This window comes from Rossellomorea sp. LjRoot5 (assembly GCF_964253455.1).
In the GTDB taxonomy this organism is placed as follows: Bacteria; Bacillota; Bacilli; order Bacillales; family Bacillaceae_B; genus Rossellomorea.
On sequence record NZ_CAXUQN020000001.1, the window covers coordinates 3,821,119 to 3,838,569 of the forward strand.

The 17,451-nt window shown below is 46.6% G+C and carries 17 protein-coding genes; 2 read left to right on the forward strand and 15 right to left on the reverse strand.

All coding sequences use genetic code 11. The annotated features are described in order from the left end of the window. Positions 1–5: 5 nt before the first annotated feature. The 6 genes from ACSQ2E_RS19665 to ACSQ2E_RS19690 form a co-directional block, all read right to left on the reverse strand. Positions 6–959, reverse strand: a complete 954-nt coding sequence (locus tag ACSQ2E_RS19665) for a phosphotransferase family protein (protein WP_435993373.1) — start codon at positions 957–959, stop codon at positions 6–8. An 83-nt stretch (positions 960–1,042) separates the two neighbouring features. Beyond that, on the reverse strand, positions 1,043–1,219 hold the full coding sequence (locus ACSQ2E_RS19670) for a hypothetical protein (RefSeq protein WP_435993375.1): 177 nt from the start codon (positions 1,217–1,219) through the stop codon (positions 1,043–1,045). Positions 1,220–1,233: 14 nt separating this feature from the next. Continuing rightward, entirely contained in the window at positions 1,234–2,052 is an 819-nt protein-coding gene (locus ACSQ2E_RS19675) for a hypothetical protein (RefSeq protein ID WP_435993377.1), read from the reverse strand. A 69-nt stretch (positions 2,053–2,121) separates the two neighbouring features. Beyond that, complete coding sequence (locus ACSQ2E_RS19680) at positions 2,122–3,621, reverse strand: malate:quinone oxidoreductase (protein ID WP_435993379.1); 1,500 nt, start codon at positions 3,619–3,621, stop codon at positions 2,122–2,124. Positions 3,622–4,025: 404 nt separating this feature from the next. Next, positions 4,026–6,434 carry an MMPL family transporter gene (locus tag ACSQ2E_RS19685; RefSeq protein ID WP_435993381.1) on the reverse strand — a complete coding sequence of 803 codons (2,409 nt, stop codon included), beginning with the start codon at positions 6,432–6,434 and terminating at the stop codon, positions 4,026–4,028. After that, positions 6,431–6,883: a MarR family winged helix-turn-helix transcriptional regulator gene (locus ACSQ2E_RS19690; protein WP_435993383.1), complete on the reverse strand. Its 453-nt coding sequence runs from the start codon at positions 6,881–6,883 to the stop codon at positions 6,431–6,433. The genes ACSQ2E_RS19685 and ACSQ2E_RS19690 overlap by 4 nt, the downstream gene beginning before the upstream one ends. Positions 6,884–7,073: 190 nt before the next feature. On the opposite strand from ACSQ2E_RS19690, the gene ACSQ2E_RS19695 reads away from it, so the two are divergent. Together ACSQ2E_RS19695 and ACSQ2E_RS19700 are read left to right on the forward strand one after the other, a co-directional pair. Then, complete coding sequence (locus ACSQ2E_RS19695) at positions 7,074–7,760, forward strand: GntR family transcriptional regulator (protein WP_435993385.1); 687 nt, start codon at positions 7,074–7,076, stop codon at positions 7,758–7,760. Between the two features lie 2 nt (positions 7,761–7,762). Then, positions 7,763–8,380: a sterol desaturase family protein gene (locus ACSQ2E_RS19700; RefSeq protein ID WP_435994655.1), complete on the forward strand. Its 618-nt coding sequence runs from the start codon at positions 7,763–7,765 to the stop codon at positions 8,378–8,380. Positions 8,381–8,542: 162 nt separating this feature from the next. On the opposite strand, the gene ACSQ2E_RS19705 is transcribed toward ACSQ2E_RS19700, so the two are convergent. From ACSQ2E_RS19705 to ACSQ2E_RS19745, 9 genes are all read right to left on the reverse strand, one after another. Next, positions 8,543–8,719, reverse strand: coding sequence for a hypothetical protein (locus tag ACSQ2E_RS19705; protein WP_435993387.1), 177 nt, complete (start codon positions 8,717–8,719; stop codon positions 8,543–8,545). Between the two features lie 149 nt (positions 8,720–8,868). Beyond that, entirely contained in the window at positions 8,869–9,960 is a 1,092-nt protein-coding gene (locus tag ACSQ2E_RS19710; RefSeq protein ID WP_435993389.1) for an ABC transporter permease, read from the reverse strand. Beyond that, positions 9,957–10,883 (reverse strand): ABC transporter ATP-binding protein, encoded by a 927-nt coding sequence (locus tag ACSQ2E_RS19715; RefSeq protein WP_435993391.1) that lies wholly within the window; start codon positions 10,881–10,883, stop codon positions 9,957–9,959. The genes ACSQ2E_RS19710 and ACSQ2E_RS19715 overlap by 4 nt, the downstream gene beginning before the upstream one ends. Positions 10,884–10,943: 60 nt before the next feature. Further along, positions 10,944–11,372: a DUF6526 family protein gene (locus ACSQ2E_RS19720; protein ID WP_435993393.1), complete on the reverse strand. Its 429-nt coding sequence runs from the start codon at positions 11,370–11,372 to the stop codon at positions 10,944–10,946. 322 nt (positions 11,373–11,694) lie between these two features. Further along, entirely contained in the window at positions 11,695–12,138 is a 444-nt protein-coding gene (locus tag ACSQ2E_RS19725) for a hypothetical protein (protein WP_435993395.1), read from the reverse strand. A gap of 174 nt (positions 12,139–12,312) precedes the next feature. Beyond that, on the reverse strand, positions 12,313–13,365 hold the full coding sequence (gene xylF, locus ACSQ2E_RS19730; protein WP_435993397.1) for a D-xylose ABC transporter substrate-binding protein: 1,053 nt from the start codon (positions 13,363–13,365) through the stop codon (positions 12,313–12,315). A gap of 15 nt (positions 13,366–13,380) precedes the next feature. Then, positions 13,381–14,907: a response regulator gene (locus ACSQ2E_RS19735; RefSeq protein WP_435993399.1), complete on the reverse strand. Its 1,527-nt coding sequence runs from the start codon at positions 14,905–14,907 to the stop codon at positions 13,381–13,383. Further along, positions 14,882–16,342, reverse strand: coding sequence for a sensor histidine kinase (locus ACSQ2E_RS19740; RefSeq protein ID WP_435993401.1), 1,461 nt, complete (start codon positions 16,340–16,342; stop codon positions 14,882–14,884). Before ACSQ2E_RS19740 ends, ACSQ2E_RS19735 begins: the two co-directional genes overlap by 26 nt. Further along, on the reverse strand, positions 16,339–17,319 hold the full coding sequence (locus ACSQ2E_RS19745; RefSeq protein WP_435993403.1) for a sugar ABC transporter substrate-binding protein: 981 nt from the start codon (positions 17,317–17,319) through the stop codon (positions 16,339–16,341). Before ACSQ2E_RS19745 ends, ACSQ2E_RS19740 begins: the two co-directional genes overlap by 4 nt. Between the last annotated feature and the right edge of the window lie 132 nt (positions 17,320–17,451).

The following is a 17,451-nucleotide window of genomic DNA, read 5'->3' on the forward strand; positions in this document are numbered from 1 at the left end:
AGATGTTAATGACTAAACTTGTTTTTCCTATCCATTACTTCAGATTGCACCCGCTCAATCTCCCCAATCTTCCATTCTATGATTCCGCGAATCCTCTTTTCGGATAGATGCCCCTGAAAATACTTCTCCACTTCCCAGGCAAGCATCATCGTCAAATGGTCTATGTATAGATAGCTCAGATCACTCCAAAAATCGTCATTATCCAGAATGAACCCCCGTTCCCTCAAGCATTGCAAGTAGTATTCAGGGACATAAGAAATCAGATCATCGTCATATATATCCTGCATCAAGATCGTCACGTCCCTTAAGGGAGACCCGATGGCTGCCCATTCCCAATCGATGAGCCAAATTCTTTCATCTTTATAAAAGACATTTTCCAGATGGGGGTCCCCGTGGGTTATGACGGATGGACATTTCGATTGATAATGAGGGATATCTAGTCGATCATTCACTTCCTGGATTGTTCTCTCCCATTTTGGACTGGCCCACGATTTTCTTGAGCCTAACTTGCCCAGTTGCTCTAAGCACCAATCCTTCCATTCCGAGCTTAATTGATGAATAGGGAGATTGGTTTGAACGGCTTCCACACAATGAAGAGAAGTTAATACTTTTAAAATATCACTGATCAAAATTTTCTTTTCACCTATAGGCAATGCTTCAAATCCGGCTTTAACTGGGTACCCCAAATCCCACATCATCATCGCTTTTGGGGAAGTCTCCCATACTTTCACGACTCTACTAAATGGCGTCAGTATTTCTTCTATATTCTTATGAATCTCAACTTCCTGATCCCGTTTCTCAGCAAATTCCTTGTAGATGTAGTGCTCTCTCGTATTCTCATTTTCACTTAGAGCTTCGACTTTACAAATGTTTCCTGCATGGGCACCACCAATCTCCTTCATGCTCAGAATCTCCAGGTTCATCTCCCTCAACCTGCGTTCCATATGCCTCACGTGCATCCCTCTCTCCCGAATTCATTATATTGTAATTATTTCAAATTACTGGTACAAACACAAATAAAGACGGCATCTATTTGAGCCGCCTACTGGTCTTCACTGTTTTGTTTATCTAACTTACTATTAATCTCATGCATTAGGTACAACCCTCTCACCAGACAACCCGTGATGATTCCAAACCCGATGGCAAGGCCATATACGTGTAATGGAATCAATAAGAATCCGATGATGGAGGCTGTGATGATTAGGAATAATAAGAACAAATCTTTCCCTCCACCTATTTAATCGCTTCCTTCATTTGAACATAATAAGCATCCCAGTCTTTTTCTCCATTCTCGATAAGCAGGTGCCTAACCGGCAAAACTTCAAGAATCCGCAACTCCAAATTCCTGCGCATCTCCAAAAACTCCACAAGCCCTTGATATCCCTTCAACCCATTCTCTTTTCCATACCCTTGATTCATATGATAATCCGTGAAGAACTCACGCCACTCCTGACTGCGCTCTTCATATACATGATGGAAGGATTGATCCAGGTTTTCCTGATAAAAATAAATCAACAGAGGATTCAATGGTGCAATCAACGAGCTGATTTTCTTTAAATGATTCTCAAGCCTCTTTGGCTCTGCATTATGCATGGCAATGAACTTGGTAAAAGGATTTTGCAGGAAACAGCATTCAAATATGTATACGTCATCGCTAAATGCCGTTACTTCCACAAATTCCTTCCAATAGTTATAGGAGACGTCTTCAAACGTATCCAGATCCAATTCGTAGACATCATACGAAGACAAGTATTCAACAAGAGAAGAATCCGTATCAAGAAAATGATGGTACGAAATAAAATAGTGATCTCCTTTCTTCTCGGCGTACTCTTTGATACTCTCCCAACGGGCAGGAAATTTTTCAAGTATAGCGTTAAACTGTCCCTCATTTAAACAAGCGGTCGATTCATAATCAGCAGGGTGGCTGGTGTCTCCTTCTTGATAGAGCTTAGCCTTTATTCCTTCTTTCTCCAAATGCTCTTTAATAAAATTCGCCGTGGTCGACTTGCCTGACCCCGGTATCCCTTCGACGATAATTAAATTGGTGTTCACCCCAATCCCCCCCATTCTGTATACAAAAAACACCCTGCGAACATCCACAGGGCATTCCTTCTTATTCAATTAACTATACGCAACCTCTTTATCCCTCAAACCCAACGCCTTCGCAGTTGACGTATGGATCTCCCTGAAGAGTTCAGGATTTTCACTTAATGCCACTCCATAGGATGGGATCATTTCTTTGATCTTCGGCTCCCATTCTTTCATGTGCTGCGGGAAGCATTTGTCCAATACTTCCAGCATGACGTGAACGGCTGTGGAAGCACCCGGAGATGCCCCAAGGAGGGCAGCGACGGAGCCATCGGCGGAACTGACCACTTCTGTACCGAACTGGAGGGTTCCTTTGCCTGCTTCTGTGTCCTTGATGACCTGCACCCGCTGGCCTGCTACGACGATATCCCAGTCTTCGCTCTTGGCGTTCGGGATGAATTCGCGTAATTCTTCCATGCGTTTTTCGTTGGACAGGAGGACCTGCTGGATCAGGTATTTGGTCAGTCCCATTTCCTTCACTCCAGCTGCAAGCATGGTGAAAAGGTTATTCGGATTGACCGATGTGATCAAATCCATATTCGATCCCGTCTTCAGGAACTTCGGTGAGAACCCGGCAAATGGTCCGAACAGAAGAGATTTCTTGTTATCGATGTAACGGGTATCAAGATGCGGAACCGACATCGGAGGAGCTCCGACCTTGGCTTTTCCGTAGACTTTCCCGTGATGCTTTTCGATGACTTCTGGGTTATTGCACACCATGAAGAGCCCAGATACAGGGAATCCACCGATCTGCTTCGACTCAGGGATACCTGTTTTTTGCAATAACGGAAGACTTCCGCCACCGCCTCCGATAAAGACGAACTTCGCCGTATGATATTCCATCTTGATGCCGTCGATATCATGGACCTTCACTTCCCATGAACCGTCGGATTTGCGTTTGATATCTTCTACACTGTGGTTGTAGTTGATCTCGACGCCTTTATCATTCAAATGGTCGAACATTTTGCGGGTCAGTGCCCCGAAATTGACGTCCGTCCCTGAATCGATCTTCGTCGCTGCAATCGGATCATCCGATTCACGGCCATCCATGATGAGAGGGATCCATTCCTTCAATTTCTCCGGTTTATCGGAGAATTCCATGCCTTCAAATAACGGACTCGCTGACAGCGCTTCCAAACGTTTTTTCAGAAACTCCACATTTTCTTCACCTTGAACCATGCTCATATGCGGGATCGGCATGATGAAGTCCTGTGGTTTACCAATAAGATTGCGGTTGACGAGATAAGACCAGAATTGTCTTGAAAGTTGGAACTGTTCATTGACTTTGATTGCTTTCGTAATGTCTATAGATCCATCAGGCTTTTCGGATGTATAGTTCAGCTCGCATAATGCAGAATGTCCGGTTCCGGCATTATTCCATTCGTTCGAGCTTTCTTCCCCAGGCTTCGCGAGCTTTTCAAACACTGTGATTTCCCATTCCGGCGCCAATTCTTTCAGGATCACCCCTAAAGTCGCACTCATGACACCAGCACCAATTAAGATAACATCTGTTTTCTTCTGTAAGCTGCTCATTATAACCTTCCTCATCCACTATATTTGCAGGCGCTTTCAACCCAGCACCTTCATGTGTCTAAAAAAAACCATACCATCTTCTATTATAATGATTCATAGGGTAAAATATCTAGTATTATCTGATTATTATAAACTATTTTACGAAAAAACAAAAGTGAAAATAGTGGTATGAATGCTTGGTGATAAAGGTTTGGAAGTACCCTCACCTTTTCTGAACCCTTATATGTCAAAGAGAAACCCGACAACTTCAGTAGAGATTCTGATTAGTTTTTCAGAAAAATATTTTTTCCTATTAATCGAACTAAAATTCAGAGTATTTCGTTTGTTTTTCACTTCGTTTTTGTCTGAACTAGTCTTTCACTCAAAAGACAGCCCGCTCTATATTAGAACGGGCTGCTATCAATCTACTTTTCCTTCTTCGGTCGGAACGGCCACCAGACCCCATTCCCGAATGACACGGTCATGGCTGGTATCAACAGTGGCAAGACAATCAGTCCATACAGAAGCAGGCCGGTTATGACGATTGTCGCGATCTGCACGAGACTGAGCACGCCCGATGGTACCATGGCACCGAATGTACCTGCGAGGATGATAGCTGCCGTAATGATGACAGTTCCCATCTTCGCCATCGATGCTTTGATGGCGTCGGTCACCGTCATGCCTTCTGATGCCTCTTCACGGAAACGGTCCATGAGAAAGATCGAGTAGTCGACTCCAAGGGCCACAAGCATGACGAATCCGAAGAACGGAACGGCCCAGCTGATGCCGTCATATCCAAGTCCCTCCACGAAGATCCACTCGGCTACGGCGACGGACGTGAAGTACGTCAGTAGAAGGGATGCGATCATGTAAAGCGGCATGATGAATGAACGGAACAGGATCGCCAGGACGACGAACAAACTGATAAGCATGATCGTAACGGTCTGGGTGAAGTCACTCGTTGAGATATCGCTAAGGTCACGGTTGATGCTTGAGACTCCTCCGATAGCGACTTCGGTATCTTCAAGAGGCGTATCCTTGATGACGCGTTCCGTCGTTTCATTTATCCGGTCCACGGTGTCGATGGCTTCCGGTGAATACGGATTATCGGACAGGATGACTTCGAGCTTCATCCCTTTTTCTTCTCCAAAAGAATACCGGTCGATCACCTGGGCAAATTCTTTATTTTCCAATGTACCCGGTGGTAAGTATAACCCGGTATCGCGGATGGTCTCGCTGTCACTCATCCCCTGAAGCTGATCTCCGGCCTGATTCAATCCACCAGTGATCTGGTTCAGACCCTCGAGTGGATTTGGCGCTCCCGGTTGAGGTGCCTGACCCTGACCTGCTAAGGCTGCCTGCTGGCTGAGTCCTTTTACGACCTGATCGAGACCATCAGCCGCTCCGTTCACACCTTCAGCAATCTTTCCTACCTGATAATCCGCATTAAATTCTTCGATTGCATCGCCAGCAGGACGTGTGATGGACCGTACACTCTTCACCCCGTCGACTTTCGCAAGCTCACGGCTCAACTTTTCAACGTAAGGAACGGTATCCTCGGTCACAAGCTTCTCATCGCTTGAAAGCAGAACCTGGACCGGCAGGGAATCCCCTTGACCGAATCCGTCTTCAATCGCCTGCAGACCTTTGACCGAATCATAGCTGTCCCCGATTTCATCCACCGTGTTGAAGGACAGGGCATCGTCATACGTAAACAACAATGGCACCGTGATAACAGCCACTACGGCCATGGACAATAGCGGACGATTGACGGAAAGCTTGCCCATCCATGCCCATAACTTGCTGTCATTATGAGAAACGGATTTCTTCGATGGCCAGAACAATTTTTCCTTCAAGGTAGCCATGAAGAACGGCATGACCGTGCTCAAAACCAGAAGCAGAACCGCAATTCCAACTGCCACGGCCACGGCTGACTTAAAGATCGGGAAGTCGGCAAACCCGATGGCAAAGAACCCGATGAATACGGCAAGTCCGCTTATGTAAAGCGTGCGTCCCGCGGTCTTATACGTGCGGATAATCGCCTCATTGATGGGCTGACCCGTTCCAAGCTCCTCCTTGAACCGGCTCAGCAACAGGATGCAATAATCCGTCCCGATTCCGAACAGAATGGCGACCAGGAATATCTGCGTATAGTTCGAAACAGGAAACCCGAACCAATCAATGAAAAACGCGACGATCGATTGGCTGAGTAAATAAGTGATCCCGACTGCCACTAACGGAATCAATGGGGTCACAATTGAACGGAATACGGCTAGTAAAAGGGCGAAAATCAAGACGACCGTAATGATCTCCGTCCGTTTCAGTCCTTCCTGTGCGCTCAGATTCACATCGTTGTTGATGATCGCTTCCCCGGTGAGGTACACGGATGACTCGCCTTTCAGGATGTCAGATTTGATGGAATCCGCGAGCTCCACCACTTCCTCCTGTGTTCCGTCAACCGTGATCGGAACAAGGACGGTCTTTTTGTCTTCTGAGACAAGCTGATCCTCCAGTTCCTCGCTTTCAAACGGATCAAGAACCGAGCTGACTGGATCCCCAAGTTCTTTCAATTCATCTACATTTGACGCAATGTCTTTCTTTGCTGAATCCGTCAATTTTTCGTCCAGTGCATACACAAGGGATATCGTTTCTTCCCCTGCCCCGGCGTCATTCAGCATTTCCATCGCTTTCTTCGATGCTGCATCATCCGGAAGTTGGAACGTCCCAGCATCTTCTGCCTGCTTCGACAGATTGGGCGAAATCACAAACAATAAAACCGTTACTATAAGAAGACCGATCGTAACCGGCCACTTGAATTTGATGATGGATTTCATCCTTTTTCACCCTCCAATTTCAAAATCGATCTGATCTTCCGAAACATGGTCAGGAATTGATCCAGTTCCTCGTCCTTCACGTGATCGGCGAATAAGTCTTCAATATAGGCATAAACCGCTTGATCTGACTCACTTACGACCCTGCGCCCATCATCCGTGAGGCATACAAGCTTGCTTCGCTGATCTCCTTCTGCCTTCACGATTTCGATGAGACCCTTCTCTTCAAGCCTCTTCAAACGATTTGAAATCGCACTCTTATGAACCCCCTGGAGCTCGGCAATCACACCCCCTGCAAGTGGGCCGTTCTTATTCACAAGCTTCAGCACCTGGATCTGCTCAGGTGAATATTCCTGCCACACGTCAGCTTTTACATTCTTCAGCACCCGATCTGTCCCGAACACCATTACATCCTCGAAGAGCTCGACTGCTTCAATTAACCGCTTATCCAACTAGTTGACCCCCTAAACTAATGATTCTATTTTATAGTTTAGGGGGTCAACTAGTTACAGTCAAGAAATAAGGTGTTCGAAAAAGTAACCTTATAAAATTTCAGAATTTATTGACAAATACATCCACTAGAATCATATAATGGTATTACCACATTTTAAAATTGGTAATACCAACCAGGAGGTACACTCAATGAAAGAACGTTCTTCCCATCTCATTGCCCGTGACATTACCCGGTCCATACTGGGTGGGGAACTAAAGATTCAGGAACCCCTTCAATCAGAAAGAGATTTGGCTTCTCGTTACAAAGTGGGGCGCCCTACCATTCGCGAGGCACTGCAAAGATTGGAACGGGACGGCTGGACCCGGAGCCGGAAGGGAATGCCTGCAGTCGTGAATGATTACTGGAAGCAAGGGAACCTGATGACCATCGCCACGATCCTTCAGCATGAAGAAGAAATCCCGGATGAATTCATCGTATATATGCTCCAGCTGCGCGTCTCCATTACCCCCACATATTTCAGGGACGCTATGGAGAACAACAAGCTGAAGGTCATTTCCCTCTTCGCTCCGTTTGAAGATATTGATGACAAAGCTCTTACGTATGCGGAATTTGACTGGCATATCCAGCATCGGGTTGCCATGCTGTCGCCGAATCCGATTTATCTCTTGATTCTGAACAGTTTTAAGGATGTGTATATCAGGATGGCGGAAAAATATTTCAGCGATCCCACCCATCGCGCCGCTTCACGGGATTATTACGAAACACTTCTTAAATGGATGTTAGATGGGGATCTTCACCAAGCCGAACAAACCGTCCGGGACATGATGGAAACGAGCATACGTCTATGGAAACAAAAAATGAATGGAGGTAAGTAATGATGAAAAAGAATCGATTGTATCGGGATTTCTTTTTACACTTTGATATTTTAGTCATGGTGGGCATTTTTCTCGTGGTACTCGGCTTTTTGTTCACGAAGGAGCTATCCCTATTCAGCTTCTTATTTTTTGCCGTCGGGATCGTCACCTATACGTTCAGCGAATACCTCACCCACCGCTTCCTCTTTCACATCAAGTCACCGAAGAACCCTTTTTTACTGAATTTAATCAAGCGCCTGCACTATGATCATCATAAGAAGCCGAATGACCTGAAGCTGCTCTTTCTGCCGATCTGGTACAGCGCACCCAACCTCTTTGTCCTGTGTCTGTTGTTTTATTTCCTGACCGGTTCGATGTCATTCACCCTTGCTTTCACCACCGGGATTCTCTTCATGTTCTTTGTATATGAATGGAAACACTACGTCGCTCACCGTCCCATGAAGCCGAAGACGCGGTTCGGCCGCTGGCTCAAAAAGACGCATCTCCTCCACCATTATAAGAATGAGAACTATTGGTACGGGGTCTCCACCCCATTTGTCGATGTGTTGTTTGGAACCTACAAAGAAGGAAACGACGTGCAGATGAGTGAGACAGCGAAGGATTTGGAGAAGAGGGCATGAAAAAAGTCCAGTCGGGTAGATCCGATTGGACTTTTTATGTATCCTTTTTACACTCTAAATCTATAAGAATCTTAAAAAGATAATACTTACACTGAAACGAACTTAGGTAGTTATAAACTTCGTCCTCGTCTCGACCTGCCTGTAACAAACTAGTTAAACTGACTACTTGCATCTTCGTTTGTTCAGGATCCTTTCAGCGTTTTGTATTCTATCGGTTTTGTTAAGCTTTAGATCGTTAAATACACCTGTACTCTTAATCACCGTACGTGGAGAGGAAATAATTTTTCTGGAATCATCCTCATCCAATGTATATTGTTGAGAAACTGTTTCAGTAGTCATTTTACCATCCTCCTTCTCACACATACCCATCACCCTTTTCAAACAAAAGTAGTAATTAGTATATGCATCTATTAGTAAAATTATAACATTTCCCGTATCACTATTCCACTTTGGAAGACATTGTTAACTTATCTGTTGAATAGCTCTCTCTATTCCCACTTAAACACATAACTAGCCAATGCAAACCCGCCAACGAGCCAAGCTCCAAGGACCAGTGTCTCCGTTCCAAGCTCCAAAAACGGTGTCCCGAGATTCATCGTCCCCCTCAGCGCGGAACTGAGGTGAGCGATCGGCAGCACCTTCACGATGGGTTGGATGATGTCCGGCATATTGTTGATCGGGAAGAACACACCGCCAAGAAACAGCATCGGAAACGTCACGAAGCCCGCAATCGGCCCTGCACTTTCCGGGTTCTTCGCCATACCCGCAATAATGAAGCCGAGAGACATAAACGCCAGGGTCCCAAGGATGATGAAGAAGATCATCGCAAGCCATGAGCCAGCTACGTTAATGTCAAAAATAAGATCGGCAATCAGTACGACAAGGAGGGCCTGGGTCCCATTCAGCATCAGTCGTGCCGTGATTTGGGCTGCAATGAAGGTGGATGCCTTCAGCCTCGTTCCCTGCATGCGGCGGAGGATGCCCCGTTCACGCCAGGCAGAAATTTGACCGGCCACCCCGTTCATATTGTTGCTCATAATCATCATGGCCACGATCCCCGGTACGAGGAAATCGACATAGCGAATGTTCAATGCCTCGATCCCGACTTTCTCGACCGTGACGACAGGCTTATAATCGACGAGTTCCTTGCTGTATTGATCGATGATTCCGTTTACAACCGTCAGTCCAAGCTCCGCGGTTGTCAGGTTTTTCTCGTTATAGTAGACGGGAATCGAGAACGCTTCGTCCCTGTCCTTCACGTTTTCCCCATATCCTTTCGGGATTGTGATCAGAAGCTGGATATCACCGTTTTTCACGGCTTTTTTTCCCGTTTTGACAGTATCAAATTTCTCGGTTTCAATTCCATCATTTTTTAAGAATAAGTTCTTTAAATCCTTTGAGGCATCGGTTTGATCACTGTCGATTATCCCCACCGAGAGCGTTACCGAGTTCCCTCCGCCTGCGAATGATCCGAGGGCTACCATCAGGATGACCGGGAAGAGCAGTGTGAAGAACAATACTTGTTTGTTTCGTGCAAAGATCCGCAATTGTGCCAGTGTCAGCTGCCAATACGCTCTCATGATTCCCTCAGCCTCCTTCCTGTCATATGAATGAAGACATCCTCGAGCGTCGCCTGACGCGTCTGGAGGTCCTCGATTTCCAAATCATGCTCTGTCGATAAGGTAATCAAGGACGTCAACGCCCTTTGCAGTTCATCGGTGTAAAGCTGGACGAATGAATCCTTGATGGCGACTTCTTCCACTCCCTCCATCTTCATGAACCAAACTTGTTCAGGAGGATTGTCCAGATGGAATTCAATCGTGCTTGTCGACTGTAACGTTTTCACGAGATTTCCAGGTGTATCGAGGGCGATGAGCTCCCCCTGGTCCATGATGCCGATCCGATCGCAGAGCACATGGGCTTCATCCATATAGTGAGTTGACAGGATCACCGTCTTCCCCCGCTCTTTAAGTCGCAGCACAATATCCCACAGCGTTCTTCTTGCCTGAGGATCCAGTCCCGTCGTCGGTTCGTCGAGAAATACAATATTCGGATCGTGGATCAGTGCCAGGGCAATCGCCAGACGCTGCTTCTGCCCGCCTGACAGTCCCTTGATCCGGTCCTTCCGCTTCTCCGTCAGCAGCATATCTTCGATCAATTGATCGATGTCCACATTTTTCGGATAAAAGCTCGCATACAAATGAAGGATTTCCTCCACCTTGAGCAATTCAAACAGTGAGGTCGACTGAAGCTGGACCCCAATCACTTCTTTCACCCTATTCACATCTTTCCGCACGTCGAAGCCGGCTAAGCTTGCCGTCCCCGCGTCCGGCTTTCGGAGTCCCACGAGCATCTCGATCGTCGTCGTCTTCCCGGCCCCGTTCGGCCCGAGCAATCCGAAGATTTCCCCCTTCTCCACCTGAAAGCGGACTCCCTTCACCGCCGTAAAGGAACCATATCTTTTCACTAAATCTTTTACATCCACCATGATTTCGTTCGGCATAACGAGCCTCCTTCTAAAAAAACGTAACCGCCCATGAATGAGCGGTCCAATCCTTGTTGTTTATACGCGATGATGATCTGCACGCCAATTCTGTACAGCTTTCTTAATGTCATTGGGTGTTAAATTTTCCGCCAGTGTCCGTTCGACCAACGCCGGGAATTCTTCATCCGGAGCAAACCTGAGTGCGATGATCTGCTTCAGGGATAGTCGGCTATCCATTTCATTCCCTGTGAGACGGTAGTAACGGAATTGCTCTTCCGCACGGATCACCCGGTCCTGAACTTGAAGGGCATATGTCCGAAGTCTCACCCCGACCAGGATCAATGTGATCACGACCAGTAGTACGACAAAGCTAAGCAATGTCTCCGTGCCCACATTCTTCACGAAAAATGTAATCGTCAAAATAAGGGTGATAAGGGCTGACAGGGCAATCCCTACATGAAACACCGGATCGACCTTGCTGTGATTTTCATAGTTTTGCGGTTTCATATGTACCTCCTGAAGGTGATAGATTCATTATATACCAGATGGATAAGGGATTGTGAAAAAGGCTCACTTAGACATCATATTCGAGGCGGGGTATGCCGTATGACATTTTGTTGTAACTTAGAGAAGTTGATCCTAATGAATCAGTTGGAATTTTTTGTTAAAAAAATCAATGATTAAAATAATGACGTAATCCCCTTCTACTGACGCCTCATCCACCCTATACTCAAGCTTCTCACCCCTCTTTTTATCCCCCTAAACCTTAACGAACACCATTCTATGCCGATTCTATTTAAAAAAAGCATCCGAATATGGATGCTGCCGTTCAGTCTTTCATCGAAGCCCTTGCCTTATTTACTTTATATTCCGAAACCTGCACGATCCCAATGGCATCCTCTTCCCCGTCACACCCCTGCAAAGAGATGAATCCGGTCCTTTCTTCTATTCCGTCGCAAACCGCACTTCTCTTTTCTTCCCCGGTACCGGTCTTCAACACATAGTTGACTTTATTTCCATCGTACGTTATTTTATTCACACTTACCTGGTTGTTGAAAAAGTTGGATACCGTCACTTCAGACTCTTTCTTCTCCTGTACCCCATCTACAAAACGCAATAGTTTGTCCAGATTGGTTACTTCCCCTTCTTCATCCACGAGCGTGTCACCATTGTCAGTTGCTTCCTTCACGGTGTATGCATCTGCCTGTTCTGTATTCGAACACCCTGCAAAGAGTAAAGAACCTGTCAGGAACATAAAAGCCATTTTTCGCACGATTTCCCCATCCCCCATTCCATTCATTTATGTTGAGTATAACGGAATTGGAAAAATTATGAAAGTGCTATTTTTGCAGAGTTCTTCCCCCTTTCTTGATGAGAAGCTCGATTTTCCATCGGTTTCTATAAAAAATAATAGCACCCGATATTCGGATGCTTTTCACGCACAGAATCACTTATACACGTCCTCCCTCGAATGAAAACCATCCGCAATGATGGTGCGATCGAGGTTGTCCCGGTTTACGGCAATGGGTTCAAGGAGGACGGATGGGACTTCGATTTTACCATTGTTGATTTTTTTATCGGTGTCGATGTATTCGTCTTTGGCGAGTGCGATGGCAAGGGATGCCGCTTCACGGGCAAGGGTGTTGATCGGTTTGTAGACGGTCATTGTTTGTGTACCGCGAACGATCCTTTGAGCTGCGGCAAGCTCTGCGTCTTGTCCTGCGATGGGGACTTTCCCTTCGAGGCCTGCTTCTTCCAGTGCCTTCAATGCCATTCCGGCGGTTGCATCATTGGCTGCAATGACTGCGTCTATTTTATTGTGGTTGGCTGTCAGGGCCTCTTTCATATTGGAGTAGGCGTTTCCGGGCAGCCAGTTATCTGTCCACTGATCATAGACGATCTGGATATCCCCTTGGTCAATTAGAGAGTCCAGGACGCTGAAGACGCCTTTTTTCATCAGGTGGGCATTGTAGTCGGTATCGGCCCCTCCAATGTACACATACTTCCCCTTAGGGACACGTTCTGTAAGGGCCTTTGCCTGGATCTCCCCTACCCGTTCGTTATCAAATGAGACATACAGATCGATGTCGGCATTTTTCACAAGCCGGTCATACGAAACCACCTTAATGCCGGCGCGATGGGCTTTCTGCACGATGGCCGCCGCGGCTTCCGCGTTATAAGGGACGATGACCAGCACATCGATTCCCTGACTGATCAACGTTTCTGCCTGAAGGACTTGAAGGGCATCGTTTCCTCTTGCCTCCGTGATTTCCACTTCTGCCCCCAGGTCTTCAACGGCCTGTTTGAATAAATCACGATCCCTCACCCATCGTTCTTCCTCGAGTGTATCCATGGAGAATCCGATCTTCACGACGTCGGGAGAGGCTTTCTCTTCTTCCTTATGCACCTGTTCGACGGGATCCCTCTGAACGCATGCAGCCAGTATCAGCACAGTGATCACTATCCAACTTATATTTATCCGTTTCTTCCAATGGACCATGACGTCTTTTCCCCTTTATGCATGTTGGCCAAGCAATGTCTTACGGTACTCTTTTGGAGAATAATGGGTCATTTTCTTAAAGACCTTGCTGAAATAATTCGGATCATGGTATCCCACTTCGAAGGTGATTTCCTTTATGCTTTTCTCCATGTCACCGAGTAGCGTTTTCGCCTTCTCCATACGACACTCCGTCAGGAAATCAATGTAGTTGACTCCTTGTTTCTCCTTGAACATCTTACTAATATAAATAGGGCTCAGGTTCACTTTTTGTGCGAGGGAATCCAATGATATGTCTTGATGGGAGTGATCTTTGATGAATTGTTTGATCTGTTGGAACGTGTCGCTCTCCATTCGGTTGAAGCGTTCTGTATACGAGTCCTTCATGCCGCTTAAGAGCCGTTCGGTTTCTTCCCGCAGCTGACGGTAATCCATCGGCTGTACCGTGAAAAGCGGCGTAGCCGTTTCGACCCCGCATTCACTCAAGGTCCGGGAAATCATCCACAGTACCTCAAGGGTCCGCTGCTGGGTGTAAACGAGGGGCGTCCGCTCTTTCTCCAATAATGTGAAAGAATTCATGATCCGGGCATGCACCTGATCCCACTTCCCCAGTCTGATTTTCTCCATTAAGTCCTTCTGATCCATCATGGCTTGTTCCCGTTTCCCGGGCTCGAGGGGGATTTCTTCGAAAAAGCGGTATTTCTTTCGCACCTGTGTATCAACCGTGGCAAGCATCGCTTCCTGATAGGAATGACGCACTTGATCCATTGAAGGATACACCTTTCCGATTCCGATGAACCATTCCTTTTCATTGCCTTTAGCAAGTGAAAGCAGCTCCCTTGCCAGGGCGATTGCCTGGGACCTGAAGGTTGTCGCAGGCTGCCTGAACACGATGATGGGGAGCTGCCTGCCGTATAACGCCCCGGTCCAACCACTTTGTAACACTTTCTTCCGGATGGCTGAGTACTGTTTTTCGCCTCCTTCAGGAAGGTGCAGGACCATCACGAACATTTCCTCAGACGAAGGGATTTCGAGCATATCCATGAGCATATCGACATGAACGTCATGGACGTGATCGAATAATAACTGGGTGACCACATCGGTTTCAACAAGCATCTGTGTCTTTTGCCATTTTTCCTTCTGATGCAGGGTTTCTACATGCCGCTCACGCTCTTGTTCAATCTGTTCGAGCACCTTGCTGATCGTATGGACGATCTCAGAAGCTTTGCTCGGCTTCAGTACATAGTCCTTGACGCCGAGCTTGATAGCTGCCTTCATGTACGAAAAGGTATCATAGGCCGTCACCATGATGAATTTGATATGGGGCTGTTCCACGTTGATGATTTCCATGGCCTCGAGCCCATTCATGACGGGCATTTTAATATCCATTAAGATCAGATCAGGACAATATTCCTTTACCATCTCCACAGCCATCATTCCGTTCTTCGCCTGCTGAATCTCAAGCCCGGGGAAATTCTTCTGTAAAATCGTCTGCATTCCTTCACGTTCCAACTGCTCATCATCCACTATGAGAAGCTTGATCATCCGTACCTGCTCCTTCCCTTTTAATCCTCAGCGAAATTTTAGTACCCTTGCCTTCTTCACTTTCAATTCGGAAGACATCTTCAAACCCATAAAATAATTGAAGCCGCTTTACCACATTGCTAAAGCCAATCCCTGTTGAATGGCCGTCATGGGATCCTTCTTCATGGAGAATCTGCCGTATTTTCTCCTGCGACATTCCCACGCCATCATCCTGTATCTCAACAAGGATGATGCTGTCTTCTTCTCGGACGCGAAACCAGATCGTCCCCCCATCCTCTTTCGGTTCCACCGCATGTATAACAGCATTTTCAACGATGGGTTGCAGGGTCAACGCCGGTATTCGAACGTCCATGCAGGCTTCATCCACTTCCAAGTGCAGTTGCAATCGATCGGTGAAACGCGCTTTTTGAATGTGCATATATTGTTCCAGTACATGAATCTCGTCCCTTAATGTAACAGACCTGTTCTGCCGTTTCAGATTATAACGAAGGATTCCCGCCACGCTCACCAGGAGGTCGCTCGTCTCTTCTGATCCTTCTAAGTACGCTTTTTTTGAAAGGGTATTTAACGTATTAAATAAGAAATGGGGATTGATTTGACTCTGGAGGCTTCTAAACTGGCTTTCTTGTAAGAGAAGCTTACTTTCCTGAAGTTCCCGTTCCAGTGCCGCTTTCTGCTTGATTTCTGAGATTAGATTGTTGATATTGATCCTCATGCGGTCGAACGTCTTTGCCAAAAAGGCGATTTCATCGCTTCCCTCCACCTTTACCTGCCGGCTGAAATTCCCCTTTGAGAGTTCATTTGCAGCCCTCGTCAGCTGAAAGACCGGACGCGTGATCCCGAGTGAGAACCAATAGGAAGCAATCAAGAGCAGACAAGTAATGAGAAGGAGCATCCAAATCCCAAGCTTGATGACCTCCGCCGACTGCTCCATGATCCCCCTGTACATCACATTGTACGTCGTCAATTCTTTATCTATCAACGTAAGGGTCATCTCAGAGATATAGCCTGATATCCGGTTTGCCTCGGCAAACTCCTGTGCAGAAGCTTCGGCATCCCTTTCTTTCTGGAACAAGATCAATCGGTCCGTCGTTTCTACCAGACTATCAATCAAGTGAAGATAGTTGGTCAGGGTAAAGTCGTTATCCCGGTTTCGCAGGGAATAGACACCAGACTTGGCCGATACGACCCCTTCCTTGCTTTTTTCCAATTGTTTAAGGGTTTTATCATTGGTGTCGACCATATAGTTATTCAAGTCGTTGACCACCTGCTGACTTGCCCTTGATACTTCATTCATGTTCAGATAGCGCTTGAGAATCTCATTGTATTGCTCATGCGTCCTATAATTATAGTAAGTAAGGGCGAGCCAGATGGCGGACATGATGATCATGACCACCGTGGTGAGGGTGAGGATTTTTTTCTGGATGTTTGTCATTGGTCCTTCTCCACTTTCAATATCTTCAATTCGGTCAGATACCCTTCCTCATCAAGGGGAACGGTCTCGCCATTCAGCCATTCCTCCATGAGACGGACGCTCATCCCTCCCATTTTCTCAGGCTCCTGTTCGACCACACCGTCGATCATCCCCCGTGATAATAGGGTCAATGATTCCGGTCCATCGTCAAAGGAATAAATAAAATACGACTCCTCTTGAGAGCGCTTACTTATTTCATCGATCATGGCCCCGAGATTACTCGCATTGACAGAGATGAACGCATCGATATCCGGAAAGCGGTTCATGACATCCCTCGTTGTCGTAATGATCTGATCACGGTCCCTTCCTGTTTCCCCAACCACAAGTTCTATGGAAGGATATCCCTTCATTACATCGCTGATGCCCCTGACCCGTTCTTTTTGATAATATTCCTGATCACGATCCACCATGAGGACAATCTTGCCCCTATCCCCCATTTTACGGACAAGCTCTTTTGCAACCAGCTTCCCTGCTTCATATTGATCAGACCCTACATATGTACGACGCAGGCTCTCCTCCATCGGAACATCATTGGCGACCGTTATCACGGGAATCCCATTAAAAGAAGCCTTCACCTTTGTGAGCTCCTTGAATTCAGGTGTATCCGTCCCCTGGATCAGGATTCCATCGACCTTCGATTGAATGGCGATTTCAATGTTTTTCAGGAACTCCTCCTGGTTTTTCCCGAAGCTTCCCCATACTTCAAGGCTCACACCTTCTTCTTCTGCCTGCCGCTTCGCCCCCTTCGCTACCTTGTCCCAAAACGGCGTCCGGGTATCCTGAGTAATCAGCACGAGCCTGTGCCGATCTTCACCAGAAATCCCCATCTCCCCGGGTAGATGCGCGTCGGCTTCGAAAACCCTTTTTGCTGATAAAAATGTTAAATGACACAATATAAGAACGACCACTAAAAGGCCGACAATACGGATCTTACGCACCCCACAAGTCCCCTTCCCCACGGTGAAAACTCCTACTTTTATCATAGCACAGGAAAGATGTGGAAGGATCCAGTACTTTCTCATATTTTTCAAATTCCCCTTTTGATTTATTGGAGAAAAAACAACGCAACA

Coding starts and splice junctions, on each gene's coding strand:
- ACSQ2E_RS19710 (WP_435993389.1), bottom strand. CDS start 9,960: ATGAGAGCGTATTGGCAGCTGACACTGGCACAATTGCGGATCTTTGCA.
- ACSQ2E_RS19715 (WP_435993391.1), bottom strand. CDS start 10,883: ATGCCGAACGAAATCATGGTGGATGTAAAAGATTTAGTGAAAAGATAT.
- ACSQ2E_RS19740 (WP_435993401.1), bottom strand. CDS start 16,342: ATGACAAACATCCAGAAAAAAATCCTCACCCTCACCACGGTGGTCATG.
- ACSQ2E_RS19685 (WP_435993381.1), bottom strand. CDS start 6,434: ATGAAATCCATCATCAAATTCAAGTGGCCGGTTACGATCGGTCTTCTT.
- ACSQ2E_RS19680 (WP_435993379.1), bottom strand. CDS start 3,621: ATGAGCAGCTTACAGAAGAAAACAGATGTTATCTTAATTGGTGCTGGT.
- ACSQ2E_RS19720 (WP_435993393.1), bottom strand. CDS start 11,372: ATGAAACCGCAAAACTATGAAAATCACAGCAAGGTCGATCCGGTGTTT.
- ACSQ2E_RS19695 (WP_435993385.1), top strand. CDS start 7,074: ATGAAAGAACGTTCTTCCCATCTCATTGCCCGTGACATTACCCGGTCC.
- ACSQ2E_RS19665 (WP_435993373.1), bottom strand. CDS start 959: ATGCACGTGAGGCATATGGAACGCAGGTTGAGGGAGATGAACCTGGAG.
- ACSQ2E_RS19700 (WP_435994655.1), top strand. CDS start 7,763: ATGAAAAAGAATCGATTGTATCGGGATTTCTTTTTACACTTTGATATT.
- ACSQ2E_RS19735 (WP_435993399.1), bottom strand. CDS start 14,907: ATGATCAAGCTTCTCATAGTGGATGATGAGCAGTTGGAACGTGAAGGA.
- xylF (WP_435993397.1), bottom strand. CDS start 13,365: ATGGTCCATTGGAAGAAACGGATAAATATAAGTTGGATAGTGATCACT.
- ACSQ2E_RS19705 (WP_435993387.1), bottom strand. CDS start 8,719: ATGACTACTGAAACAGTTTCTCAACAATATACATTGGATGAGGATGAT.